The organism is Deltaproteobacteria bacterium (genome assembly GCA_020848905.1).
Classification (GTDB): Bacteria; Myxococcota_A; Polyangia.
In genome coordinates this window covers 341,685-366,631 of record JADLHG010000045.1, presented here as the reverse complement: position 1 = coordinate 366,631, position 24,947 = coordinate 341,685, and the positions used below count along the sequence as shown (strand labels likewise).

The window sequence follows — 24,947 nt, the reverse complement described above, 5'->3', positions numbered from 1 at the left end:
GCTAGGGGGCGCCGAGTTCCTTGACGTAGTCCGCGAAGCTCGGGAAGGCGATGTGCGGGCAGCCCTTGGCGCCCGTCGCGTCGTCGGGACACCCCGCGCCGGCCCACTCGTAGGTCCGCTGCATCACGTCCCAGTAGGAGTGCCCGGTGCGGTCCGTCTCCCAGTACGAGAAGTGCGCGCCGATGTTCCAGGCGGGGATCTCGTCGCGCCGCGCGTAGAGGCGCAGGATGCTGTCCTTGTACTGCGAGGCCATGGTGGCCGCGGGGAGCCCGAAGTCCGAATAGACCGAGTCGAAGGGCATCGGCCAGTTCTTGTTCAGCACGCCTGCAGGCCGCGCGCTCATCACGCCGAACTCCCAGAGGGACCGCAGGGGCCCCTGCCAGCTCGCCTTGATCTTGCCCGGCGCCTCGACGGGCCTCGGCTGGCTCGCATCGTAGAGGTAGCCGCGATCCCCCATGACCTGATAGGTGCTCCCGTTCACCGCCAGATACGGGGCGCGGAAACCCTTCATCTTGTAGCGCTTGAGCAGCCCGGCCTTCACCGCCGCCGGCTCCGCGGTCCCGTCCGCGCGAAAGAGCGTCTGACCGTCGACGACGACCGGGAACTCCGGCACGGGGAGGCAGTAGTCCTTGAAGGTCCCGCTCCAGCCCGGGCCGCCGCAGCCGTAGCCCTTGGGACAGGGCAGGCTGCTGTTGCAGAGCTGGCTGCAGTAGGCCTTGCCGTCGGCGACGGGGATACATAGCCCCGAGGAGCAGGTCTGGAGATCGGTCGGGTCGGTCTTGCGCGAGGGGTCGCACTCGGCACCCAGCGCGCGGTCATCGGTGGCCGGCGAGGTCCAGCGCGGGAAGAGCGCCTTGCCCTCCTTGTCGCGCACCGGCTCGAAGAGCGTGGAGCCCACGAGCGCGTCCATCTGCTTGAAGTCGGTGTTCCACTGGCCGTAGCCCCACTTACCCCCGTCCTCGTGGAACATGCTGTGGGTGCCGATCTCGTGCCCCTCGTTCACCGCCTGCTGCGTGAGCGCGATGCGCACGAGCACCTCGGAGGCGTTCTTGCCCCAGCCGAACTGCCCGCGGGGCGGGGGGATGCCCACGTCGGGCTGGCCGTCCCCGTTCTCGTCGGCGGTCTTCGGGAAGTTCTCCACGTTCACGCAGCGGTTCTTGCTATCCCAGCGCGTGCAGATGCGCGCGTAGTAGTACGACCCGTTGATGAAGTAGGTGAAGTGCGGCTTCTGCCCCGAGCTCCGCTCGACCCGCCGGGCGAGCTCCATCGTCTCGGTCCACATGCGGAAGTTCTGGCTTCCGTCGAAGGAGCCCATGAAGCGGAAGGGCTCCGAGGGCGTGCACTCGGCGAAGACGCCGGAGGGGAGGCAGAACTGCCAGCGTCGCGTGCCGCAGACGTTGGGCAGCGTCCCCTTGCCCCAGCAGGCGTAGTCGCAGGCCTTCCCCGCCAGATCTCCGAGCTCCGGGCGGGGCGAACCTTCGGGCGCCTTCGCGGGACAGCTCGGGTCGTCGGCTTTCCCGCGAACTCGCGAGCCGCCGGCGAGCTCCCCATCCGGGGCGCCGCAGGCTGAAAGCGCCGAAGCCGCGAGCGTGCCCAAGAGCAGCGCCGGCAGCCAGGGCCGCCGGCCAACACGAACACCCCGGTACCGACCCGACGTGCGCAAGAAGCCCTCCATGGGATGAAGTCGTTCGGGCGAGAGAGCAACGCCCGTGCCGCGGCGAACGCGGCGTAATCCGAGTCACCGGCCGGCCGCCGATCCCCGGTTCTGAACGATCGCGGAGGCAGCCTTCGCCGAATCGGAGAGAACCGCCGGTGGGTGGGATCGTGCCGCGCCGGCCGCCCGCTCCCGGAGCCAAATTGATCGATATCAAGCCGAGCGCGTCGCCGCGCTCATACAACAAACGCGTTATTTCGCATTGTTACACGCGCTGATTGACTGTACTGACGTGTCAGTCTACTTTTTCAAGGTTCGCACCGTGCGACGTCCGCCGGCCGCCCGAACCGGGGCCGGCGGCCCTCGACCCGACTGGAGGCGCCATGGAAACCCAGACCCCGTCTCAGACCGCACGCCGTCCGGACCCCGAGCTTCAGGAGCTCCTCACCCGGGAGCGAGACCGCCTCGAACGCGAGGCCGGCCTCGCGCCCGCACACATCGATCACTTCCGCCGCCCCGAGGAGCTCCCCTTCACCGCCGCCGAGCGACCTCACACCACGGTGCTGATCGGCGGGCTCAGCCTGCGGCACGACGCGCTCATCAAGGCCGGCCTCGAAGGGCTCGGCTACCGCATCGACACCGTCCCGGTTCCCCGCAAGGCCGACTTCCAGGCGGGTAAGGAATACGGCAACAACGGGCAGTGCAACCCGACCTACTTCACGGTCGGCGCGCTGGTGAACCTCCTCAAGCGGCTGCGCGACGAGGAGGGGCTCTCCGCGGAGGAGATCACGCGCCGCTACGTGTTTCTCACCGCCGGAGCGTGCGGCCCCTGTCGCTTCGGCATGTACGAGGCGGAATACCGGCTGGCGCTGAAGAACGCGGGCTTCGACGGCTTCCGCGTGATGCTCTTCCAGCAGGAGGGGGGGCTCGACCAGGCCACCGTCGAGGCGGGGCTCGACATGAACCTCTCCTTCTTCCTCGCCATGCTGAACGGCATCTTCATCGGAGACCTCTTGAACGAGGTCTCGTACCACATCCGTCCGTACGAGGTCGTGCCCGGCCAGACCCAGCGCGTGATCGACCGCTGCCTCGCCCTCTGCGAGGATGGGCTGCGCGGCCGAGGCTACGACCAGATCCGCGGCGGCCGCGTCGCGGGCCTGCTGAGCAAGGTGGCCCCCCTCAAGGGCGCCGACGAGGCGCAGCAGTTCCTCGACCAGCTGATGGGCGACTACTACCAGGACCTCCTTCGCCGCTGTGCCGCGATCATCGACGACGAGATCGAGGTGGACTACACGCGGGCGAAGCCGATCGTGAAGATCACGGGCGAGTTCTGGGCCCAGACGACCGAGGGGGACGGCAACTTCAACATGTTCGCCTTCCTCGAGCGCGAGGGGGCCGAGGTCCTCGTGGAGCCGGTGGTCACCTGGCTCGGCTACCTGCTGCGGCAGGCCAAGGTCAAGGCCAGCGACGAACGCGGCCTCGACGAGACGCAGACGCCCCTCTCGCGCTTCGACCTGCGCGGGCGGCTCGCGCGCGAGGCGCGCTACGGCAAGACGCGGCTGCTCCTCGAGGTCGCGGACCGCATCCTCCACCGGGAGTACGACCGGCTGCGGCGGGCTCTCGGCGGCACCGCGCACGAGCCCGTCTGCCAGCTCGAGCTCGAGCGCCTCGGGCACCCCTTCTACAACAGCCGCTCCGGCGGGGGCGAAGGGCACCTCGAGGTGGCGAAGAACATCTACTACTCCACCCAGGGGCTGGCCCACATGGTGCTCTCGCTCAAGCCCTTCGGCTGCATGCCCTCCACGCAGTCGGACGGCGCGCAGGCCGCCGTGGTCAGTCGCTACCCCGACATGATCTACCTGCCCATCGAGACGAGCGGCGAAGGGGACATCAACGCGCACAGCCGGGTGCAGATGGCGCTCGGCGAGGCGAAGGCCAAGTCCAAGACCGAGCTGCGAGAGACGATCGCCAAGACCGGCTACACGCTAGAGGAGCTCCAGAGCTACGTCGCCGAGCACCGCGAGCTGCGGCGCCCCTTGCTCGACCTGCCCCACCCCGAGGGTGTCGCGGGACGTGCCGCGCGCTTCTACCTGCTCGTGGCGGAGCGCATGCGACGGGAGGCCGGCGCACGTCGTCGCGTGAGGAGCGCCTGATGTCCCGCCCGAGCGCGCCCGCGAAGCCCGAGGTAGCCCCCCGCTCCTTCACCGCCACCGCGGCTCATCCTCAAGGCCTGATGGTCGGCCTCGACGTCGGGAGCACCACGGTGAAGGCCGTAGTGGTGGACCCCGTCACCGACGAGCTCCTCTGGAAGGACTACCAGCGCCACGACACGAAGCAGCCGGAGAAGTGCCTCGACTTCCTGGAGCGCATCGTCGCGGCGTTTCCGGGGGTGCCCGAGACAGCGTTCCGGATCTTCATGACCGGCTCGGGCGGGACGGCGGTCGGCCGGCTGATCCACGCCAAGTTCGTCCAGGAGGTGAACGCGGTCTCGCTGGCGGTGGAGAAGCTCTATCCCGACGTCCAGAGCGTGGTGGAGCTCGGCGGACAGGACGCGAAGATCATCGTCTTCAAGGAGGACCCCGAGACCGGGAAAAAGAAGAAGCTCCCTTCGATGAACGACAAGTGCGCCGGCGGCACCGGCGCCGTCATCGACAAGATCAACGCCAAGCTCAAGATCCCCGCCGAACAGCTCTGCCAGATGGGCTACCGCGGGCTGAAGCTCCACCCCGTGGCGGGAAAGTGCGGCGTCTTCGCCGAGACCGACATCAACGGCCTCCAGAAGCAGGGCGTCCCCCCCGACGAGCTGATGGCCTCGCTCTTCGAGTCGATCATCCAGCAGAACCTGGCCGTGCTGACTCGCGGCAACACGCTGCGACCGAAGGTGCTGCTCCTCGGCGGGCCCAACACCTTCATCCGCGGCATGCGCGAGTGCTGGGAGGAGAACATCCCGCAGATCTGGAAGGAGCGGGGCGTCCCCGTCCCCGACGGAACGACGGCCTCGGATCTGATCCTCGTACCGGACAACGCGCAGTACTTCGCCGCGCTCGGCGCGATCGAGTTCGGCAAGCAGGAGGTGGAGGACGCGCCGAACCTCGGCGTCTTCGCCGGCACGGAGCCGCTGAAGTGGTACCTCGAGGTGGGGCGCAAAGAGGAGAAGCAGGGCAAGGGAGCGGGAGGCGGCCTCGCACGCTCGAGCGCCGAGCTCGAGGAGTTTCGCGCCAGGTACGCGCCGGAGCGCTGGCAGGCCCCGCGCTTCGCCCCCGGAACCGTCGTCGAGGGGTTCGTGGGCATCGACGGCGGCTCCACGAGCACCAAGGCCGCCCTCGTTGGCCCGGACAAGCAGATCCTCGCCAAGGCGTACCAGCTCTCGAAGGGAAACCCCATCGAGGACACGATGGACATGTTCGCGGCGCTCGAGCGGCAGGTGGCCGAGCAGGGGGCCACGCTCCGGATCCTCGGCGTCGGCACCACCGGCTACGCCAAGGACATCCTGAAGGACGTGCTCCAGGCGGACGTCGCGCTCGTCGAGACGGTGGCGCACACCGAGGCCGGACTGCACTTCTTCCCCGAGACCGACGTGATCGTCGACGTGGGCGGCCAGGACATCAAGGTCATCATCCTCAAGAACGGGCAGGTGAAGGACTTCAAGCTGAACACGCAGTGCTCGGCCGGAAACGGTTACTTCCTGCAGAGCACCGCGTCCGGCTTCGGCCTCTCGGTCTACGACTACGCGGACACAGCCTTCGCGGCGGAGGCGATGCCCGAGTTCGGCTACGGCTGCGCCGTCTTCATGCAGTCGGACATCGTGGACTTCCAGCGCCAGGGCTGGCAGGCGGGGGAGATCATGGCGGGGCTCGCCGCCGTGCTCCCCAAGAACATCTGGCTCTACGTGAGCCAGATCCCGAACCTGGCCAAGCTCGGCAGCCGGTTCCTCCTGCAGGGGGGCACGCAGCACAACCTCGCCGCCGTGAAGTCGCAGGTCGACTTCATCACCTCCCGTTTCAAGGGGACGGGGGTCGAGCCCGTCGTGACCGTGCACCCGCATTGCGGCGAGAGCGGCGCGATCGGCTGCGCGCTCGAGGCGCGGCGCCTGTGGGCCGAGCAGGGGAACGAGACGCGCTTCATCGGGACGGAGCGCGTGCGGCACCTCTCCTTCCGCACCACGCGCAACGAGGAGACGCGCTGCTACTTCTGCAAGAACAAGTGCCTGCGGACCTTCATCGACGTGCGAACGGGGCCCGCCGAAGGCGACGCGCCCACGCCCTCCGCGGTGAAGTCCAAGGTCCCCCTCGAAGCCGGGGAGTCGCGCCTCATCATCGCCACTTGCGAGAAGGGCGAGGTCGAGGACGTGACGGCGATGCGACAGATCAAGGCCGGGCTCGACGCGAAGAAGAAACAGAACCCGAACCTCCTCGCCGTGGCGGCCAAGGAGGTCTTCAAGGCACCGAAGGTCCCGGTCGTAGCGGACCCCTTGCCACCCACGGCCGAGGAGATCCGCGGCACCCTGAAGGACTCCGCGCGCCCCTCGCGTCTCCTCACGCTCGTGACGCAGCTCGCGCGCCGCAGCGTCGCAGACACCGACGAAAGGTGGCTCGACCGGGCCGGGCGCAAGCTCCTGCCCGTGGTCCAGGCCGTCGTGAACCAGGAAGCCGTCGAAAAGCGGCGGGCGCTCATGGCGCGCCGCCCCGAGGTGCGGATCGGCTTTCCCCGCGTGCTGAACCTCTACAGTCACGCCCCCTTCTTCCTGGCCTACTTCCAGAGCCTGGGGCTGCGCGCGGAGAACCTCGTCTTCTCCGACTACACGAGCGACGAGCTCTATCGCGAGGGGGCGAAGCGCGGCTCGATCGACCCCTGCTTCCCGAGCAAGATCGGGATCCCGCACGTCCACAACCTGCTGCACCACAAGCACAGCGCCGAGCGTCCGCTCCACTACCTCTTCTTCCCGATGGTGGACAGCTTCCCCTCGCCGCTGAAGGGGGCGCAGGACTGCAAGGCGTGCCCCACCGTGGTGAACTCCACCGAGTCGGTGCACGCGGCGTTCGTGAAGGAGGGCGACCTCTTCGCGGACCGCGGGATCGTCTTCAAGAAGACCTTCCTCAAGCTGGACAAGCCGCAGCTCGCGGCGCGGCAGCTCTTCCTCGACTGGAAGGACGAGCTCGGCCTGACCGAGGAGGAGTCGCAGCGCGCGGTGGTGCAGGGGCTCGCGGCGCTGGCCGACTACGACGCCGCCCGTCGACGAGAGGCCCGGGCGGTCATCGACCAGCTCGAGGCCGAGGACCGCATCGGAGTGGTGGTGCTCGCCCGCCCCTATCACAACGACCCGGGACTGAACCACGAGATCCTCGACGAGCTGCAGAAGCTCGGCTACCCCGTCTTCACGCAGGACTGCCTGCCCACTGACGAGGATTTCCTCGAGCGCCTCTTTGGCGACGAGGTGCGGCAGGGGACGCTCGAGCACCCGCTCTCGGTGCAGGACGTCTGGAAGAACAGCTACAGCGAGAACACGAACCGCAAGGTCTGGGGGGCGAAGGTCACGGCGCGCCACCCGAACCTCGTGGCGCTGGAGCTCTCGAGCTTCAAGTGCGGCCACGACGCGCCGATCTACAGCGTGATCGAGGAGATCATCGAACGCTCGGGGACGCCGTACTTCTGCTTCAAGGACATCGACGAGAACAAGCCAACCGGATCGATCAAGATCCGCATCCAGACCATCGCCTATTTCTTGAGCCGGTATCGGGAGCAGCTCGTGGCGCGCCGCCGGAAACGCGACGCCTTGGAGACGGAGCTCGCCGCGCTCGAGGAACGCCTCCGGCAGGACCGGGACCTCGTCGCACGACCGACCCCGGGGCGCCTCGTCCCCGACCCGGCCCTGGGCCTACCCCTCGGGCTGTAAATGGTCATTTGGTTCTAGAACGCCACCCCTAGTACCAGGGGAGGAGCGCGGCCTGGGTGTCCCCCACCTTCCAGGTGATCGTTCCGCCGTCGAAGGGCTGCCAGTACTTCCCCTTTCCGTCGTTGAACTCGCGATCTTTCGGGCAGCCGAGGCTTCCTCCGCGCGACCACCACTGGCGCATGATCTGCCCCTGCACCTTGAACCCCGCGCCGAAGAGCGCGCCGGCGTCGGTGCCGCCGCTGAACCTCTGGAGCAGACAGCCGGAGGCGTGGGACTCGACGTGCCACGCCGGAGCCCCGGGGGTCCACCAGGAGTCCTTCGCCGCCTTGATCTCGGGGAAGAAGCGATCCCACTCGTTGTAGGCCCACCGCAGCTCGGCGGCCGGTTTCTTCGGCGGCTTGGGCACGCAGTCCTCGTACGCCTCGCAGGGCTGCACCCCACCGGAGCAGTGGTAGCCCTTCATGCGGAGGAGCTCCATCGCCTCATCGAGCTGTCCCTCCGCGCTCGACTGCGCCGCCGAGCACGCCGCGGCGCGGTCGGCCTGCCCGGACGTGGTGCCCACGAAGCCCCGCGTGATGGGGGGAGCCGGCTTGTCGAAGGGGTTGTTCGGGTTCGCGCGCTTGCTGCAGAAATAGCGCGCGTGCACCGTCGCGCTCCAGCCGTTGGAATCCTCCTTTTCCTTGTCGCATCCCTCGGGCGCCTGGCGTCCCGAGATCTGGCGCTCCGTTTGCTCGCCGGCCTCGGGCTCCAGCGTCGCTCCACAGGCACCGAGCGCGAGCGGGACCGCGAGGATCGTCCACGGTCTGCGCACGGCGAGTCGTCGAACCTTCGTCTGCATGATCTACGGCTCCTTCGTCTTCGACCGCGGGACCATTTTCCCGCGGTCGGACGCGCCGCTGAGCAAGGGAGGTGCCACGCGGCCGTGAGGCGCGCCGGTGGAGGCGCCTCGCGCCATCTCGGAGAGATAGGGGAGCGGTGCGGACGAGCGTGCGCAACCTACGCGCGTTGGGGGGCCACGGACGCGAACGCGCGCCTTCCGAGATGCGGACCGTCGAGCGTGGGAGGAGCGCTCAGCCGGTCAGGGCGCCGCCACCGGGACGGGCAGCTGAGAGAACCCCTGACCGCCCGCGCCCTGGAGCTTGGCCTGACGGCCGGCCTCGAGGTTGCGGGCCAGGGTGTCGAGCCGGAAGAGCGACTCGGCCACCTGCACGACGCTCCAGGCGGTGTTCGTGGAACCGCTGTCGCGCTGATACGCGGGGAAGATGCTGACCTGGCTCCCGGCCGGGCGCTTCATCAGGGCGAGCCACGCCTTGAGGGGAATGGGCCCGGACGCGAGGCTGGGATCGATCACGTAGTGCGCGCGGCGGCCGTCCCCGAGCTGAACCTCCACGATGGGGGCGATGTGCCGGGTCCAGCGCACCAGCCCGGCGGGATGATTGCGCGTCGAGACCGTCAGCAGCGAGCCGCGCGGCACGGGGATCTTGTCGATCTGCTCCTGCTTCATCCCAGACTTCCGCGCCTCGGCCAGACGCTGGCCGATCGGCGTCACGATCTCCACCTTGAACATGCGGATGCCGCGGTTCGCGCCCATGACCGCCGCCGCCGTGGCGCGGTCGTGGCAGAACTCGTCGGGATAGTTCTCCCCGGGGATGCCGTCGCGCATCGCCGCGAAGAGCTGGTGCGCCTCGGTCAGGCTGGCGGCGCCGCGCAGGGCTCCACCCACGACCGGCAGGATCTTCTGCGCTCGTGCCATGACCTCGGGTTTCGCGGCCTCGAAGTTGGCCTGGTCGAGGGCCGTGCGCAGGACCGTCCGCTCCTCGGCCAGGCGACTCTCCACGCGCGTGCTCTCCGCCTTGCGCGCCGTCACCCGAGCCGGGCTCAGCCAATCCATGAACGCCGAGACCTGCTCCTTCACCTTCCCGGGGAGCGCCGTCAGGCGCGGCGCGATCTCCTGCCGATGCAGCGCCAGAAGCTCGCGGCCCCAGGCTGTCTTCTCCAGCCGCGCCGACACGCGTGCGCTGAGCGTCACGCGACGGAAGGCCGTGCTGCCGTGGTCGCGCACCTGCGCCGCGACCTCGTTCGCCCGCAGGACGCGCTCGCCGCTACCCGAGGCGCGACCCGCCACGAGCATCACGGCCTGACCCACCTCGCGGAAGAGCACCTCGTAGCCCGAGGCGGCCATCCCCTGGCTCAGCGTCACGAGGATGCTGCCGTCGCGCTGCGCCCGCGCGCGCACGGGGCTCCCCTGCTGCGCGTCGATGCGGAACTGGACCTTGGCATCGCCCCCGAGCACCTCGGCGAGCGGGGCTTTGAGCGAATGCGCCACGTCCCGCAGGCGGAGGCGTCCGAGCGTCTGCGCCTGGACCGCCACCCGGGCCCCGCGCACGAGCTGGTGCAGCTCGGCGCGAACGTCCTGGAGCTGCAGCGGCCGCCCGGGAGCCACGGCGCTCCGCCAGGGCATGGCGACGACGGCGGAGCGGCCACCTTCGGCCCGTCCGGCGGTCGGGGAAAGGACTCCTCCCGCGAGAATCACGAGCGCGGCGATAGCGGGCAGTGGGCCTGAGAACGGGCTCGAGCGGCGTCGGGCGGCGTGCATTGGGGGAGGCAAAATGCAAGGCGTAGACCAGCCGCGGCACGCGTCAGCTCCGCGAGCCGCGGCGCAACGTGGTGGAATCACGAGACTGGATCTGCGAACGGGGGACGCGGCGGCGGCTACGCTAGCCGCTCCGCTGGGGTCTGGAGCGACCAGCAGATCCCGGGGCCCGTCCCCCCGGGCGCGCCGCCGGAGGGACTACAGACAGCGCGTGCGGTAGGTGATGTGGACCGCGGCGCCGGGACCCGGCGGCAGCGCCAGCCGCACGCTGTTCGACGCGGCATCGTAGGTCCACTTGACCGGCTTGCCATCCACCGTCGCATTGACCGAGGTGGGGTCCGGCACGCGGGTCAGCGTGAACTGGTCCTGCGGCGCGAACATGCGGGACGTGAGCGTGCGCATGGCCGGCGCGTAGTCCGCGGCGCACAGATCGAACGTCTCACCGCCGGTGGCCCCGATCAGCTTCCGCAGCTTGGCCTGGGAATCGAAGCCGCACGCGCCGGTCGTCAGCAGTCCGTGCACGCGCGGACCCTGGCCGCGGAGCGGGTTCACCTGGGCCCGCAGGAAGCCCAGGATTGCGTCGGCCGTGACCGTAGATCCGTCGTCCTCGTCCGTCATGAGCAGCACCTCGAGCGCCGCGTCCGGCCGGCGAAAGCCGTAGTTGCTCCCCCGGCAGCCGCCCATCACGCAGATGTTCGGCAGCGCGCAGGCCGTGCAGCCCAGCGGGTCCACCGTGCCCGTGAAGGGCGGCTCTAGCGCGGCCCGCATCGCCGCGAAGGGGATCTCCTCCCCACCGTCGGACGAGACGGCGAAGTGCTCCTCGATCTCCCGGCCCAGATTCGGCGTCGTGGGCGTCACGAAGAGGGGGTCCCCCTGGAGTCGCCCGGGAGCGATCGCGCCCTTGACCATGCTGACCGCCCCGAGGTGGAAGTCCACGTCGCTGTGCTGGTTCGCCGCGGCGGACAGAATGGGGGCCGTGGCTTTGAGCCGGGCGGCCTCGTCCATCATGCTCCCGCTGGCGTCCAGCACGAGCAGGATGTCCACCTTGCGCTGCTTCGGCTGGTGGAAGACGTCCGTGTGGTTCAACGGGTCGACCACCGACGCGGTGATCGGCAGGATCAATCGACCGTCGCCCGCCTCGACCTCGAGCACGCAGCTCTTCTGCCCCGGCTGCTTCGGACCCAGCGTGACAGCCAGCGGTCCCGCCTGCCCCGGCGCGATCTCGCCGTAGGCCCGCGGCGCGAGGGCGAACTCGCTGCTGCAGCCGACGAGCCGCACGTTCACGAGCTTCACCGCGCGGGCGCTCCCGTTGTGCAGAAGGACCGTCTCCTGCGCGCTCGTACTGCAGCCGGACGGCACCGCGCCGAAGTGCAGCGCGGGCGGCTGCGCCGACAGCGCCGAGGGGGCCTCGAGCCGGCAGAGGGCGCTGCAGCCGTCGCCGCTGGCCGCGTTCCTGTCGTCGCACTGCTCGGCCGCGTCGAGCACCCCGTCCCCGCAGCGCGGAGGCGTGCAGTCGGGCCGACAGGGGGCGTCGGGCAGCAGCGAGTTGAGCAGGGAGCCCGCATCGCACACCTCCGGGGATTGAACGATGCCATCGCCGCAGGCGCCCTTGCCGCCGCCGTCCGCGAGGGTCTGAACGGAACCGCGGTCGGCGCTCGACGCGCTCCCGTCGCGCTGCGTCGCGAGGCCGCCGTCGTGCGTTCCGAGGAGGGTGCCGCCATCGCCCCCCTGGGGTTTGAAGTCGTCCAGGTTGCGGTCGCTACAGGCCAGCAGGAGGAGGCCGAGAGCGAAGGGTCCGAGCTGTCGCATGGGCGTTTCCTTTCGAGCAGGAGGTCCGCACGGTTCGACGCCCGAGCGCCCTCCAGGCGGAACCGCGATCAGAGGTGAAACGCCACGCCGACCTCGAATCCTCCGACAAAGGGTCCGCGCAGGCCGTCAGCCTTGCTCAGCACGACCTGACCCGCGAGCCCGACGACGGAGAGCGAGAAGGGACCGGCGATGGAGCTCTCGAAGCCCAGCCGGACGCGGTAGAGAAAGGCCGGGCTGTGCCGCGACTCGCGCGTGCCGTCGCTCCGTTCTCCGCGCTGGAAGAACCACGCCACGCCCGCCTGCAGCCCCGCCAGGGGCTGAACGCGCGGCAGGCGCCGATACCTCGCCTCGGCCAGCACGCTCGCCTCGAGCGCGTGGAGCCCGACCTTCAGCCCGTCCGCGCGCGCGTAGCTGCTGCCGCCGTAGGCGACAAGACCCCCGAGCGTGACGAAGCCGAGCCGATAGCCGTACCCGAGCCACACGCCGTGAAGCGCCGCCGCGTCGTCGAGAAAGCCGTTCGAGAGCGCGTAGCTCGCCCGGAGCAGGTGCGGCGGCGGGGCCGCGTCCTCGCCTTTGGCCGTGGCCACGAGCAACGGCCGCGCGCGGAGCTGGGCCAGATCCAGGTGGGCCCCCTCTCCGGCCCGCACCTCCACCGTTTCGGCCAGCCGGTGGCGGCCGCGCACGGTCCACACCTCGTAGCGTCCCGGCTCGAGCGCGATGCGCGTCGGACCCCGCCCGCGATGGTGGACCTCGGCCTCGAGCACCCCCGCCGGTCGACTGCTGAGATAGATCGTCGCCGGCCGCGCCGCGGTGAGCACCAGGTGGCTCGAGCGGCCGCGCAGGCGGGTCAGCACGAGCTGCCCGCGCCCCGTGAGGCTCATGTCGTAGGTCGGGTGCTGGGGGCCGGCCAGCGTCGAGGCCGTCCGCTCGAGGGTCAGGCGGTACGCGTAGCGATACGCCTCGTCGAGGGACACGCGGCCGTCGCCGGAGTCATCGGCCGCCCCGCGCAGGCCGCTCAGGAGATAGTGCGTAAAAAAGGAGGCCTGGAGCTCGTCGGATTCCTGCGAACGCTCGCTCGCGGTACTGGAGGTGATGAAGATGCGCCCGCGCGCCTTCGGGTCGTCGTCGAAGCGCACGTCCACCGCGGGCACCGCCTGGGCCCCCTTCGGTCGCGCGGCGTGCCCCGCCTGGCAGGCGTCGATGAACACCACCGCCAGCCGCACGGGGAAGCTCTGCAGGGAACGCCGGAGCTCGCCAAACTCGTAGCGGCTCCCGCCGAGGAGCAACGCGCGCTCGTCGGCGTGGCCCGAATAATAGAAGAAGAGCACCACGTCCTCGGCCACCGGGCGCAGCCGGGCCGCCAGCGCCGCGAGGCGACGCCGGAGCTCGGCCGCGCTCTGCCCGAGGAGCACCTCGGTCTCGTGGACGCCGCCGAGCTGCTCGAAGACCTGTCGCACGCGGCGGGCGTCCCGCTCGGCGTAGCGCAGCGGGATCTTCCCCGGAGCGGCGTTGTTCCCAACCACGATCGCCACGCGACGCTGACTGGCAGCGCCGGGCGCGGGGAGCGCGAGGAGCAGGAGGGCGAGAGCGAGCGCGCGCGTCGAAGCCCTCATGGCGCCCCCTTGCGCAGGAGCCAGCTCTGCTGCTCGGCGGGAAAGGGGAGCCGCTCGAGGGGCAGCTCCGCGCGGCGCGCGGGGGAGAGGCGCCGGATCTGGTCGGCCAGGGACCGCTGCACCTCGGAGGCCGGCAGCGGTCGGTCGCTCAGCAGCGCCACGAGCCGCTCGGACCCGGGGTAGGCGTCGAGACGCAGCCCCTGCGCGAGGAGCACCTTGCGGCCGGGCTGGATGGCCTGACTCGCCCCTCCTGACGCGGGGACGAGCTGCGAGATCTTGCCCGAGGCCTCGACCGTCAGGAGCAGGAGGAACCGGCGCTCGGTGCTGTAGCGCAGCGCGATGAGGTCCCCGGTCCGGAGCGGCTGACCGTCGAAGCGGAAGGACTGCGTACCGCGACGCACCGCCAGCTCGACGATCGAGTCCCCCTTCACGCGCTCGAGCGCCGCTCCACCTCTCGGCTCGAGCCCCGCGCCCGGATCGTGCACCGTCGGAGCGCCCCCGGGTCGGGGGAACACCACGAGCAGCACGGCAGCCGCCGCGACGATCGCGCCGCCGAGGCTCAGGCGCAGCACGAGCCAGCGCGGCGGGCGCGCGGACGCGGGGCGACTCGGGCGCGGGTGCCGCCCCGCGAGGGCCTCCACCGTCGGATAGCGGGCGAGAAATCCCTCGTCGGCGGAGGTGCGGGTCTCGAGACGCTGCCGGCACTCGGGGCAGCCCTCGAGATGCGCCGAGACGGCCGCGGGATCGGGAAGGGCCCCCGCCGCGAAGCGGTCGAGCGCGAACTCCGACGGATGACGGTTCAGCTCGCCCATCACAGCCCTCCACGGGCCCGCTCGAGCCGCGGGAGCTCGCGTCCCGCGCGCTCGGCGAAGCGGCTCAGCGCCTTGCGCACCCCGCGATCCGAGATCCCCACCACCTCGGCGATCTCGGGCTGCGTCATCTCGTCCACGTAATAATGGTAGGCGATCTGCACGAGCCGCGCGTCGCAGCGCTCGAGGAGCTGGACGAGCAGGTCGCGGGCCTCCACCGCCCGGGCCCCGCCTTCGCCCCCGTCGCGCGGCGCCTCGGTCCCCAGCCGCTCGTGGGCCCGACTTCGCACGCGCCGGGCGCGGAGCTGGTTCAAACAGTGGTTCGTGGTGACGCGGTAGATCCAGGTCATGAGCTCGGCCTCGCCGCGAAAGGTCGCGAGGGTGCCCTGGAGTCGCTCGAAGATGTCCTGGACCGCGTCGAGCGCCTCGTCCTGGCTGCCGAGGAGCCGCAGGCTTCGACGGTAGATCAGGGGCGCGCACTGCCGGTAGACTTCGGCCAGCCTGGCCTGGGCCAAGGCATCCTCCGCAGGGAGCTGCGCCACGAGGGCGACCGATGGAAACGCGGGAAGGAGCATCCTAGCTCAGGGTGAGACACGCGAGGGGTTGAGAATGCGGAACCGAAATCGTCCGAGCGACGGCGCGCGCCCCGGGAGGCCGGAGCGCCCCCATGACTGAGCGGGTCGAAGCCTGGAGCCTGCGTGGCCCGCAGGGGACCTTGCGCGGCTTCGTGCACCGGCCGGAGGAGCCTGGACCGGCCCCCGCGGTGCTGCTGCTCCACGGATTCACGGGGCACCACCTCGAGCAGGACCGCCTCTTCGTGCAGACGGCGCGGCGGCTGACGCGAGCGGGGTTCTTCGTGCTGCGCTTCGACTTCTACGGCTCGGGGGACAGCGATGGGGAGTTCCACGAGTGGACGCCGCTCACCGAGGTCGCAGACGCGGGCGCGGCGCTGGAATGGGTGGCAGCGGAGCCGGGCGTGGACGCGAACCGCCTGGGCCTCATCGGGCTCAGCCTCGGCGGCTGCGTGGCCAGTCTCGTGGCGGGGCAAGACCCGCGCGTGGGGGCCCTGGTCCTCTGGAACGCGGTGGGGATCCCGGGCCGTCACTTCCCGTGGATCGCGCGCAGCGGTCCCGAGGCCTTCGTGGTGGGCGGGGCGCGCGTGAGTCCGGACTTCCTCACGACCCTCGCGCAGGTGGACCCCGCCGCCGCGCTACGGCGCGCGAAAGCGGTCGGGCTCGTGGTGCAGGGGACCGAAGACCCGGTAGTCGCCCCCGAAGAGGGGCAGAGGCTGCTCGCCGCCCTCGGGGCACGTGGACAGCGCCACAGCATCGCGGGCGCCGGGCACACCTTCCAGCATCCGACCTGGCGCGAGGAGCTCTTCGCGGTCACGCTGCACTTCCTGCAGGCCGCGCTGTGAGGGGACGCCGCCCGCCCGCAGCGCCTGGGCTCCCCGCCGGCAACGGCGCTTCCGCCTCACCCCTCCTCCCCCGGGCTCGGCACCTCGGTCGAAGAGACTACTTCAGCAGCTCACCGGCACGCGCGCGCACGACCTGGCTCTCGGCCGAAGCGGCCATCGTCCTCAGCGTGGCCCGCACCTCCGGGACCCCTCCGAGCCCCTGGTGCGCGAGCAGGCTCAGCGCCTCGAGGGCGCCCGCTTCCCCCGCCCCAGCGGCCGCGCGGGCGAGCGCTTGGCCGACGGTCCCGCGGATCTTCTCCTTCTCCGCCGTCGGCGCGCCGCGGGCCTGGCGGAGGGTGCGCAGCTGACGGCCAAGCTCCTGCACCGCGGCGGTGCGCAGCCCCGCCTCGGGAGCAGCAACGATCGGCGCGAGGTCGGCGAGCCAGAGACCCGCGGGGAGCTTCAGCTTGGCGAGGAGCTGCAGCATCGACACCGCGGCCGTGGCGTAGCCCCCGGTCCCGACGGGAAGCTGCGCAAGCCGCTGCTTCACCGTCGCCACCACCACCGGGTCGGCGTGCGCGTGCAGCATGTCGGCGAGCGCCAGGCGCGAACGCGCGATGCCGGAATCCGCGTCGAGGCCCTCCCTGGGCGCGAGCGCGCGGTCGACCAACCAGAGCATCGCCCTGCGCCGCATGGCCGGCGCCTTGAGCTGCGGCGCGAGATTCACGAGGATGCCCGTCAGCTTCCACGACTCCCAAGAGGGGAGCTGCGGCAAGACCTCGAGCGCCTTCTCGAAGACTCGCGGCGAGGAGGGCCGGAGCGCGTCGAGCACGTCCATGGTCGGCAGCACCACCGCCCGCGCGTCAGCCAGCGCCGCAAGGCTCGGCAGCTGCTCGAGGAGGCGCAGACCGATCCTCGCCTTGTCCGGCTCCGTCAGGTTTTCGAAGTTCCGCAGCTCGTCGATGGCGTAGCCGCGCAGGGTGATCGAGGCCTTCACGTCGCTCGCCCGGCGCTCGAGCCAGCGCAGGAGCTTCCGGCCGTCAGCCGTCGCCACGGTCATCGCCCCCGAGCTCCGTAGCGTGTGAAGGTGTCCGAACACGATCGAGGGGGCGGTCTCCTGCTCGAGCCGTGTCAGGGCGAGCGCAACATTCTGCCTGACCTCTTCCCGATCCCCCTTCTCGACCGCCCTTCGGCCGCCTTGGCTCAGAGCCGAGGCCGCCGCCCGACGGATCGTCCCGTCCGGAGCCAGCGCGAGAGCGCGCAGCACCTCCAAGGGAGGCTCCGTGGCCTCGCCGAGCGCGCGGATCGCAACCTGACGCAGCTCGCTCGAAAGCTTAGCCTGCTGCGCGACCGCCGCGAGGGCCTTCGTCAGCGCGGGAGCCCGCGGAGAAAGGTACTCGATCGCCTCGATCAGCTCGGCCTGGTAGGCCGCCGTGACCCGCGCCGGGCCCGCGGCCCAGCGCGCCGCGACCAGCTCCACCTCGCCGCTCTGCAGGCCGCCCTGCATCACGATCTGCCGCACGATGGTCAGCGCCGCCCGCACGCGCTCTGGGGCCGCGGAGGCGAGCGCCTCGCGCAGCTTGGAGGCCAGCTCCCGGCGCAGCGCCGGCGAACGGGCCAGGATCGGAGTGATCACCCGATAGATGTCTTCGTTGTTCCGGAACTCCGCGCGCTCGAGGGCCAGCGCAACAAGCTGCCGGCTCGTGCTGGCAGGGAAAGACACGAGGCGGTCCTCCCTGCGGAAGCGCAGCTCGTCGATCACCTTGCGCAACACCCCGCGCGCCTGGTCGCCCGCGCTGCCCGTCCCGCTCGCCCGCGCCACCAGGCTCGCGAACCCCGCGTCGAGCTTAGCCTGCGCGTAGGTCCGAGAGGCCTTGTCCCCCTGGGTTGCAAGCCTCGTGAGAGTGTCGAAGCTATCCTGGGCGTCTTTCACGTCCGAGCCCAAGAGCTCGCGGCCGAGGCGGTCGAGCTCGGTTCTGATCTCCGCTCGGTAGCGCAGCGCTGCTCGCCGGAACCGGGCCTGCGCCGCCGGCCGCACCTGAGGCGCGAGGCCCTCCACCTGCCGCTCGAGGGAACCGAGCTGCCGTACGATCGTATCGATCTCCGGCGCGGTGCCCGAATCGTCGCGGCCGAGAGCGGCGAGCGCGCCGGCGAGCGACGGGACCTGCTTTCCCAAGTTCACCCGCGCCTTCCCCTTCGGGGAGGCCTGCGGTGGCACTTGCGTTTCCAGCAGCCGGCCCGTCGGCTGCGCGCCGCCGATCACCGTTCCGTTGAGCGAGGTCGAAGCGGAAAGGGCCTTGTCCGACGACGAGCGTCGCTGCACCCGCTGCACCAGTCGACCGACCGGGGACCACAGCCAGCGCAAGGTGGCCATCACACCTTTGGGCCCGCTCTCCGCCGCACGCGCGTCGAGCTGGCTCAGCGCGACAACGAAACCGAGCGCGAGGGCGACGAACCAACGAGGTGCAGACCGACGGGCGCAGGTCGGAACCGTGGACATGGGGCCTCTCCGTGGCGTGCCGGCACTCCAGTGCAAGGCACACGCCAGGATCTGGTCGTTGGAACACCTGAGGTATTCGAGTTCGCGGGGCGCCGGGGTGGTCGCCTGACCTCACCGCGCGACCGCTCGAGAAGCCAGCTTGGCGTCGTGCTACGCCGCCGCGGAAGGCGCGCGCTTGCCGCGCAGTCGCGCCCGTACGGGGCCCAGCCAGAGGAGCGAGAGGAAGTACATCGCGGTGGTCAGGAGCAGGAGCCCCACGGCCCACTCGCCCCAGCCGAGGGCGTTGCGAAAGGGCTTCGCGGGCCGGCCGAAGGCCAGCGGCAGGTGCACCCAGTAGATCATCAGCGAGGCCTTGCCGAGGGTGCGCAGTGGCGTCACGCGCGAGGCCTTCTCGGGGGTGAAGACCGCCGCCGCCCCCCACTGCACGAGCAGGACCCCCGTCTTGTTGAGCAGCCGGAGCGGCTTCGGCACGAACGGAGCCGCCTTGATCAGCTTGTAGGTGAACTGGAAGCCCTCGGTGGTGATCAGGGTGAGCGGCGCCCCCACGAGCGCGAAGATCACTGCCGCGCGCCCCTTGCCCCGGAGCGCGAGGTCCTGCCAGAGCGTGATCACCCCGCAGCCCACGAAGGCGTAGCCGCCCCAGGGAAAGATCGGGAAGAGGCTGATCGCGCGCACCCCCTTCGGCAGCTCCCACGAGCCGACGTAGGCCGCGATCCCCTCGGGGAGAAACCCGGGCAGGAGGTTGCTCACCGGCTGGCTCAGCAGTGCGATGCCGAAACCGATCAGCATGCAGCCGAGGGGCCTGCGCACCACGGGGAAGAGGTGTCGGGCCCCCGCCACGAGGAGGATCGACAGGCCGAGCCCCTGCAGCACGTCCAGGCGCAGCAGCTCGCGCTGCCAGTCGGGCTTGAGCCGCCCCTCGAGGACAGCTCCCGTGGCGAAGAGCACGGCTGCCAGCGGGAGCAGCACCCCGGCGGGTTTGCGGACGCGCTTCAGGTACCTCAGTCCGAAGAAGCCGGCCACGAAGGCCGCCACGATGCAGAGGATCCCGGGCCACGCGACGGGCATCCACAGCACCTTGCGATCGGTGGCCCACATCTGGAAGCGCAGCACGTACCCGAGGAGGATGAGCTCCGCCCCGCGGGAGAGCCCGGCCCAGAGCACCTGCGCAGGCGAGAGCCCCTTGCGGCGCGAGACCTCGTCCATCAGGTAGACGGCCACCCCCGTGACGAAGAAGAAGAGCGGCGCGGCCCAGCCACCGATCGAACGCACCGGGGACCACCAGGGGGTCTCCCGCAGCTCGGGCGAGATCCAGCCGTCGGCCGTGTGCCAGTGGATCATGAAGATCACGGCCAGGCCGCGCAGCGCGTCGATGAATTCGAGTCGGAGGGGGGCCTGGGCGGGCGTAGTCGGTGCGTCGGACACGGGAAGGCTGCCTCGAGTCGCGCGCAGCCTACTTGGTCGTACCGGCGCCTGGCAAGGGTGAAGCGCGGGCGACCGGGACAGGGTCCCGTTCGTCGCGGGCCCGCCCCGGCCTACCGCCGCAAGAGCAGCAGGCGGCCCTGCAGGTAGGCGCGGTTCAGCTCGTTGAAGCGCGGCTCGGAGAGGTAGTCGGCAAAGTTGATCGACGCGCCGCCGGCCGAGCCAGGCCCGGCCTCCATGATGTTGAAGCCCGGGGTGTCGATGTGTCCGAGCGTCGTGCGCGCCGGATTCACGAACGCGGCGTTCCTCTCACCGCCGAAGAGCCCGTAGGGGGGCGCACCGCTCGGCACGAGGCCGAGGGCGTGGCCCATCTCGTGCGCCGTCAGCGCGCCGACCAGCCGCCCGAGGATCTGCACCACGAGCGCGAGCTTCTGGTAGCGCGCCGCGGCCCCCGGCGTGCCCTTGGCCGGGTCGAAGCCGTCGGCCAGGATCTCGGCGTCGAGGGCGTGCTCGCCGATGGGCTTGCCCCCCGCGCCCAGCTCGGGCACGAAGTCGCCGAGAAACATCTGCAGGAGCTGCCGCGCCGAGGCGTCCACGGCGGCGACCCGGGTCATCAGGGCCAGCGCGCTCGAGGTGAAGACCCCGTAGTCGGGGGAGAGGTTGTCCTCGTTCTGCAGGTTGTTCACGTCGATGGTCTTGGACCGGCCGAGGAGCGGCTTGATCGGATCGCCTCCGCCCACGGAGATGGCGGAGAAGTTCTTGGCGCTCTCGCCGCCCGCGAGCCGCTGGTGCGAAAAGCGCGCGAGCTCCGGCGCGCCGGCCTCCCCCTCCTCGAGGACGCGGAGGCGCACCGAATCGACCGTCGCCGTGCCGTCGGCGTTCAGCAGGTAGGCCTTGCGCACGCCCCGGACGATCTCCTGGCGCATCCACCTGACGAGGATCGCGTTCGTCCCCGTCGCGCCCCGCCCCTTGGCCGCGGCGCAGGCCGGCAGCATCGTTTCGGTGCCGAGCCCCGCCGCCCTCAGGTCCTCCTCGAAGTCGGGGGTGCCGTTCGCTCCCGGCACGCTCGTCACCACGGGGTTGCCCGCCGCGTCCTTCTGCCGCTTCACCGTGAAGAGGTCCCGGCTGAAGACCACGAGCCAGGTGTCCTCGAGCCGGAAGGGGTCGAGCAGGAACGTCCGCTCGGCCACGTCCACCGTGAGCGCCGACTCGCGGGGGCTCTCTCCGTCGAGAAGCCGCGCGGTGAAGGTCACGCTCCCGACGGGCGCGGCGAGCTCGGGGGTCACGCGCAGACGATGCCCCGCCGCGGTGCGCTCGAAGCGCGAGGCCAGATTCGCCCCCGCCGGGAGCTGGCCGGCCCCCGTGCCCAGGGGCTGGTTCGCCACCACCTCGAGCTGCTCGCCCTTCGCCTGGCTCCCCTTCCAGAGCACGTCCACGGTGAAGCCCGCGCGCGGCACGGTGAGCCGGAAGGGGACGCTCTTCCCTTCCAGGTTGGTGTAGACCTGGCTCCCGTTCATCGCCTCGGGGATCTCGTTCACCGTGAGGAGGAGCGAGAACGGCACGAACGCGTCCACCCCACGGTCCGCGCGCCCGTCGCGTCCTCCGTCGGAGCCCCCGTCGCGCACGCCACGCTCGGCGCTGGCGTCGACCGGCCCGGCCGCGTCCGTCCCCGACGAGGTGCTCCGGCAGGCCCCGCAAAGGAGCGCGACCAGGCCCATCCATCCACGCACCGCTTTCGCCATCTGCTACTCCTCGAAGAGCTCGTCCACGGCCCGCACCTCCACCTCCTCGGGGCGAAGGCGCAACGGGTGCCGCGCGATCTCCTTGTCCTCCGCGAGCACCGCGGCCGGCTTGGGGCTCGGGTAGACGATCGGCGAAGCCTCCCCCGACAGGAGCTCCTTGCGGAGGGCCTGGGCTCCCTTGGTGACCATCACGATGCGGAGCTGTTCCGGCCGGAGGTGGCGCCTCAGCGCCTCGTTGATCTGACGCGCGTTCAGGCGCGGCAGGGATCGCCGCAACCCCTCGAGCGTGGGCGCGGACTCGTAGTAGAGGTCGTCGATGGCGAAGCCGAGCCGGCGGCCGACCGTCTGCTCCCACATGCGCGTGTAGCCTTTCAGAAAGCCCCTGGTGCGGGTCACCTCGTCGTCGGTCAGTCCGGTCGCGAGGAGCTTGCCGAGCTCGTGGAGCGCCGCGCGCAGCGCGAAGACCCGGTGCGGGTGCTCGACGGGGCGCAACCAGATCGAGAAGTACTGCTGCCGCCGCGCCACGCTCGGCGCCGGATAGGTGCCGTACCCATCCTGCACGAAGTGCTCGAGGTACGAGTAGTCACCGTAGTTCAGGCCGCGCTGCCCGCGGAGCGCCTCGAAGAGACGCCCTCCGAACTGGCGGTGCTCCCCGAAGGCGCTGTTCCCGACGAAGGCCGGGAAGAAGTCCGGATCCACCCGCTTCAGCCCGTGCGGATGCCCGAGCGAGATGGCCGTGGAGCGGCACTCCTTCTCGACGAGCAGCACGCGCACGGGGTGCGACGGCGGTGGGGGAAGCGGGGTTCGCGCCTGCGACGCGGCCGGCAGCGCGACGAGCGCAGAGCCCAGGCGGTCGGCCAGCGCCGCGTCCACCGCCCCCCCGAGGCCCAGCACGAGGCGAGCGCGCGTGAAGACCCGCTGCGCGTGCGCCTTGAGCTCCTCGACGGTCAGCCGGGTGAGGCCACGCACCGTCCCCCCGGCGTAGTGGCCGTAGGGGTGCCCGCGATAGAGCAGGCCCTGCAGCGCCTCCTTGCCCAGGAGCTCGTCGTCCCCGGTCCGGAGATGCTTGCGAACGTCGTTCAGCGCCTCGGTGCGCAGCCGCGCGAACTCCTTCGCGTCCCAGCGCGGACGGAGGAGCACGTCCACCAGGATCGGCTCGAACCGCGGCCAGTGGTCCCGGTGCACCCGGGCCACGAAGGTGGTCATCTCCTTCTCCACCCGCACGTCCAGATAGGCCGCCATCGGGAAGAGTCGCTCGAGGAGCGACGCGGCCGTCAGCGCCAGGGTGCCGCCCTTGACCATCAGCGCCGCGGTGAGCGCCGTCAGCCCTTCCTTGCCCTTGGGGTCGTCCACCGAGCCCGAGAGGAAGGTCAGCCGCACCGAGACGATCGGCACCTCGGGGCTCGGCAGGAGCACCGTCCGGATCTCCTCGGCGGGGCGCGCCTTCCGCGGGGCGGCATCGATGGGTCGCGACCGTGTCGGCTTCCGCGGCGGCGCCTTGCAGCCCGCGGCCAGGAGCGCGAGTGCAACCGAGGCGCAGAGGAGCACGGCGGAGGACCTGTCCCGGCGCGTCATGGGCGGCTCCTTCTCGCCGCACCGGTCAGCGTCACCACGGTCCGATTCTCGGGGACGAGATAGCGCCTGGCGAAGGCGGCCAGCTCCTCCGGCCGCAGGCGCGCGATCTGGTCGTAGAGCGCATCGAGCGCCCCCGGATCCCCCGTAGGCGTGGCGGCCAGCGCCAGCGTCTCCGCCACCGTAGCCGGCGCCTCGAGCCCCATGAGCAGGCCGTACCGCAGATTCGACTGCACGTCGGCGAGTCGACGCGCGTCGAGCTTTCCGCTCGCGACCTCCGCGACGGCCTTCGCGATGCGCTTCTCGACCGCCGCGAGGTGCCCCTCGGTGCTCAGGGTGACCAGGAAGTAGAAGAGCCGCGGATCGCGCGTGTCCACGTACTGCGAATGCATCGACTCCACGAGCTGCCGGTCCAGCACCAGCTCCCGGTAGAGCGGGCTGTTCTCACCGAAGAGGTAAGGCCCGAGCAGGTTCTGCGCCGCCGCCGCCTTCAGGTCCGTCCCGAGCGACGGCGTGTGGTACCCGACCATGAGGCGCGCCTGCGTGTCCGTCTCCCAGGCGACGTGGCGCCGGCGTTCCTTGCGCTGCGGAGGCTCCTCCGGGAGGCGCTGCTCCTCGGCCTTCCCTTGCCAGCTCCCGTAGTGCTTGCGCACGAGGGCCAGCACGCGCGAACGGTCGAAGTCACCCACCACGAAGACGACGCAGTTGTCGGGCCGGTAGAAGCGCTGGAAGAAGCGCAGGCCATACTCGAAGCGCGCGGGCATCTTCCGGATGTCCGCGAGGAACCCCATCGTGCTGTGCTTGTAGGTGTGCCGCGAGAAGGCCTGGTCCAGCAGCACCTCCTCCATCTTCTCCGTCGGGTTGGCGTAGTTCTTGTGGTACTCGCCGAGCACGGCCTTGGTCTCGGTCTGGAAGACCTGCTTGGTGTAGGTCAGGTTCTGGAAGCGGTCGGCCTCCATCTCGACGATCGTCGGCAGGGCCTCCGTGGGCGCGATGAAGGTGTAGACCGTCTGGTCGTTCCAGGTGAAGGCGGTGCTGTCCACGCCCCGCGCCTTGAGACGCGTCTCCCAGGCCTCGGCGGGGTACTTCTTCGTGCCGCGAAACATCATGTGCTCGAAGAGGTGGGCGAAGCCCGAGTGCCCCGGCTCCACCTCGTTGCGCGAACCCACCCGCACGAGCGTGTAGTAGGCCACGAGGCCGGGGGTCGGCATCCGCACGAAGACCACCTTCAGCCCGTTCTCGAGGGTCTCGCTGGTCAGCGGGTAGGGGAAGACCTTGCTCGGAGAGGGCGTGGCGGCCGCGAGCAGAAGCCCGAGCCCGCCCAGCGCTGCGACCCGCAGAATCGATCGATGACGTGCCACGACGGCAGCTTAACCTCGGAAGCCAGAAGCGGGCAAAGGACGATCGCCTCGCAAGCGACGAGTTTTCACGGCGAGAAATCCGCCGTACCCTGTGGAGGCTCATGAACGACGCGGCCGGCGCACTGATCCTCGAGTTGGGCCTGTCGATCCCCGAGGAGGAGCTCGAGCTCACGTACGTTCGCAGCTCGGGGGCTGGCGGCCAGAACGTGAACAAGGTGAGCACGAAGGCCGTGCTCCGCTTCGCGGCCCTCGCCTCCCCCAGCCTGCCGGCGAGCGTCAAGGCCCGGCTTCGCGCCCGCTACGGCGCGCGACTCACGGCGGAGGGCGAGCTCGTCATCACCAGCCAGAAGGAGCGCAGCCAGACGCAGAACGCCGAGGATTGCCGCGAGAAGCTGCGCGCCTTGCTGCTCGCGGTGCTCCGACCCCCGAAGCCGCGCCGGCCGACCCGGCCCAGCGCGCGCGCCAAGGCCAAGCGCGTAGACACCAAGCGCCAGCACGGCGAGCGAAAACGCGAGCGGCGCAGCGACCCGCGCCGAGGAGACGACTGACCCCGAGCGTCCGCCGCGAGGGAGATCTCGCGCGG

Annotated in this window: 16 protein-coding genes and 1 pseudogene; 5 read left to right on the top strand and 12 right to left on the bottom strand. The window is 70.7% G+C overall.

What is annotated here, in order from left to right:
* Position 1 precedes the first annotated feature (1 nt).
* On the bottom strand, positions 2-1,663 hold the full coding sequence (locus IT371_21375) for a hypothetical protein (GenBank protein ID MCC6750232.1): 1,662 nt from the start codon (positions 1,661-1,663) through the stop codon (positions 2-4).
* A gap of 488 nt (positions 1,664-2,151) precedes the next feature.
* On the opposite strand from IT371_21375, the gene IT371_21370 reads away from it, so the two are divergent.
* The 3 genes and pseudogenes from IT371_21370 (at position 2,152) to IT371_21360 (ending at position 7,547) form a co-directional block, all read left to right on the top strand.
* A complete protein-coding gene (locus IT371_21370) occupies positions 2,152-3,807 on the top strand; it encodes an activator of (R)-2-hydroxyglutaryl-CoA dehydratase (protein MCC6750231.1) in 1,656 nt (551 codons plus the stop codon).
* A pseudogene (locus IT371_21365) lies at positions 3,807-6,131 on the top strand (CoA activase). Before IT371_21370 ends, IT371_21365 begins: the two are co-directional and overlap by 1 nt.
* Before the next feature lie 195 nt (positions 6,132-6,326).
* Positions 6,327-7,547 carry a hypothetical protein gene (locus IT371_21360; GenBank protein ID MCC6750230.1) on the top strand — a complete coding sequence of 407 codons (1,221 nt, stop codon included), beginning with the start codon at positions 6,327-6,329 and terminating at the stop codon, positions 7,545-7,547.
* Positions 7,548-7,575: 28 nt separating this feature from the next.
* On the opposite strand, the gene IT371_21355 is transcribed toward IT371_21360, so the two are convergent.
* The 6 genes from IT371_21355 to IT371_21330 all read right to left on the bottom strand — a co-directional run bounded on the left by IT371_21355 (position 7,576) and on the right by IT371_21330 (position 14,886).
* Positions 7,576-8,385, bottom strand: a complete 810-nt coding sequence (locus IT371_21355; protein MCC6750229.1) for a hypothetical protein — start codon at positions 8,383-8,385, stop codon at positions 7,576-7,578.
* Between the two features lie 240 nt (positions 8,386-8,625).
* Positions 8,626-10,008, bottom strand: a complete 1,383-nt coding sequence (locus IT371_21350) for a hypothetical protein (protein MCC6750228.1) — start codon at positions 10,006-10,008, stop codon at positions 8,626-8,628.
* 330 nt (positions 10,009-10,338) lie between these two features.
* Positions 10,339-11,949, bottom strand: a complete 1,611-nt coding sequence (locus IT371_21345) for a DUF4215 domain-containing protein (protein ID MCC6750227.1) — start codon at positions 11,947-11,949, stop codon at positions 10,339-10,341.
* 68 nt (positions 11,950-12,017) lie between these two features.
* Positions 12,018-13,562, bottom strand: coding sequence for a caspase family protein (locus tag IT371_21340; protein MCC6750226.1), 1,545 nt, complete (start codon positions 13,560-13,562; stop codon positions 12,018-12,020).
* A complete protein-coding gene (locus IT371_21335) occupies positions 13,559-14,374 on the bottom strand; it encodes a hypothetical protein (GenBank protein ID MCC6750225.1) in 816 nt (271 codons plus the stop codon). Before IT371_21335 ends, IT371_21340 begins: the two co-directional genes overlap by 4 nt.
* A complete protein-coding gene (locus tag IT371_21330; GenBank protein MCC6750224.1) occupies positions 14,374-14,886 on the bottom strand; it encodes a sigma-70 family RNA polymerase sigma factor in 513 nt (170 codons plus the stop codon). Before IT371_21330 ends, IT371_21335 begins: the two co-directional genes overlap by 1 nt.
* A gap of 152 nt (positions 14,887-15,038) precedes the next feature.
* On the opposite strand from IT371_21330, the gene IT371_21325 reads away from it, so the two are divergent.
* Positions 15,039-15,788: an alpha/beta fold hydrolase gene (locus tag IT371_21325; GenBank protein MCC6750223.1), complete on the top strand. Its 750-nt coding sequence runs from the start codon at positions 15,039-15,041 to the stop codon at positions 15,786-15,788.
* A gap of 97 nt (positions 15,789-15,885) precedes the next feature.
* On the opposite strand, the gene IT371_21320 is transcribed toward IT371_21325, so the two are convergent.
* From IT371_21320 to IT371_21300, 5 genes are all read right to left on the bottom strand, one after another.
* Positions 15,886-18,267: a hypothetical protein gene (locus IT371_21320; protein MCC6750222.1), complete on the bottom strand. Its 2,382-nt coding sequence runs from the start codon at positions 18,265-18,267 to the stop codon at positions 15,886-15,888.
* 150 nt (positions 18,268-18,417) lie between these two features.
* Positions 18,418-19,692, bottom strand: coding sequence for a DUF1624 domain-containing protein (locus IT371_21315; protein ID MCC6750221.1), 1,275 nt, complete (start codon positions 19,690-19,692; stop codon positions 18,418-18,420).
* Between the two features lie 110 nt (positions 19,693-19,802).
* Entirely contained in the window at positions 19,803-21,431 is a 1,629-nt protein-coding gene (locus tag IT371_21310; GenBank protein ID MCC6750220.1) for a hypothetical protein, read from the bottom strand.
* Positions 21,432-21,434: 3 nt separating this feature from the next.
* Positions 21,435-23,006 (bottom strand): insulinase family protein, encoded by a 1,572-nt coding sequence (locus tag IT371_21305; GenBank protein ID MCC6750219.1) that lies wholly within the window; start codon positions 23,004-23,006, stop codon positions 21,435-21,437.
* Complete coding sequence (locus tag IT371_21300) at positions 23,003-24,328, bottom strand: insulinase family protein (protein MCC6750218.1); 1,326 nt, start codon at positions 24,326-24,328, stop codon at positions 23,003-23,005. The genes IT371_21305 and IT371_21300 overlap by 4 nt, the downstream gene beginning before the upstream one ends.
* 137 nt (positions 24,329-24,465) lie before the next feature.
* Between IT371_21300 and arfB the strand changes: the two genes are divergently transcribed.
* Positions 24,466-24,912, top strand: a complete 447-nt coding sequence (gene arfB, locus IT371_21295; protein MCC6750217.1) for an aminoacyl-tRNA hydrolase — start codon at positions 24,466-24,468, stop codon at positions 24,910-24,912.
* Positions 24,913-24,947 lie beyond the last annotated feature (35 nt).

Coding starts and splice junctions, on each gene's coding strand:
- IT371_21305 (MCC6750219.1), bottom strand. CDS start 23,006: ATGACGCGCCGGGACAGGTCCTCCGCCGTGCTCCTCTGCGCCTCGGTT.
- IT371_21355 (MCC6750229.1), bottom strand. CDS start 8,385: ATGCAGACGAAGGTTCGACGACTCGCCGTGCGCAGACCGTGGACGATC.
- IT371_21360 (MCC6750230.1), top strand. CDS start 6,327: ATGGCGCGCCGCCCCGAGGTGCGGATCGGCTTTCCCCGCGTGCTGAAC.
- IT371_21340 (MCC6750226.1), bottom strand. CDS start 13,562: ATGAGGGCTTCGACGCGCGCGCTCGCTCTCGCCCTCCTGCTCCTCGCG.
- IT371_21335 (MCC6750225.1), bottom strand. CDS start 14,374: ATGGGCGAGCTGAACCGTCATCCGTCGGAGTTCGCGCTCGACCGCTTC.
- IT371_21345 (MCC6750227.1), bottom strand. CDS start 11,949: ATGCGACAGCTCGGACCCTTCGCTCTCGGCCTCCTCCTGCTGGCCTGT.
- IT371_21325 (MCC6750223.1), top strand. CDS start 15,039: ATGACTGAGCGGGTCGAAGCCTGGAGCCTGCGTGGCCCGCAGGGGACC.
- IT371_21350 (MCC6750228.1), bottom strand. CDS start 10,008: ATGCCCTGGCGGAGCGCCGTGGCTCCCGGGCGGCCGCTGCAGCTCCAG.
- arfB (MCC6750217.1), top strand. CDS start 24,466: ATGAACGACGCGGCCGGCGCACTGATCCTCGAGTTGGGCCTGTCGATC.
- IT371_21310 (MCC6750220.1), bottom strand. CDS start 21,431: ATGGCGAAAGCGGTGCGTGGATGGATGGGCCTGGTCGCGCTCCTTTGC.
- IT371_21320 (MCC6750222.1), bottom strand. CDS start 18,267: ATGTCCACGGTTCCGACCTGCGCCCGTCGGTCTGCACCTCGTTGGTTC.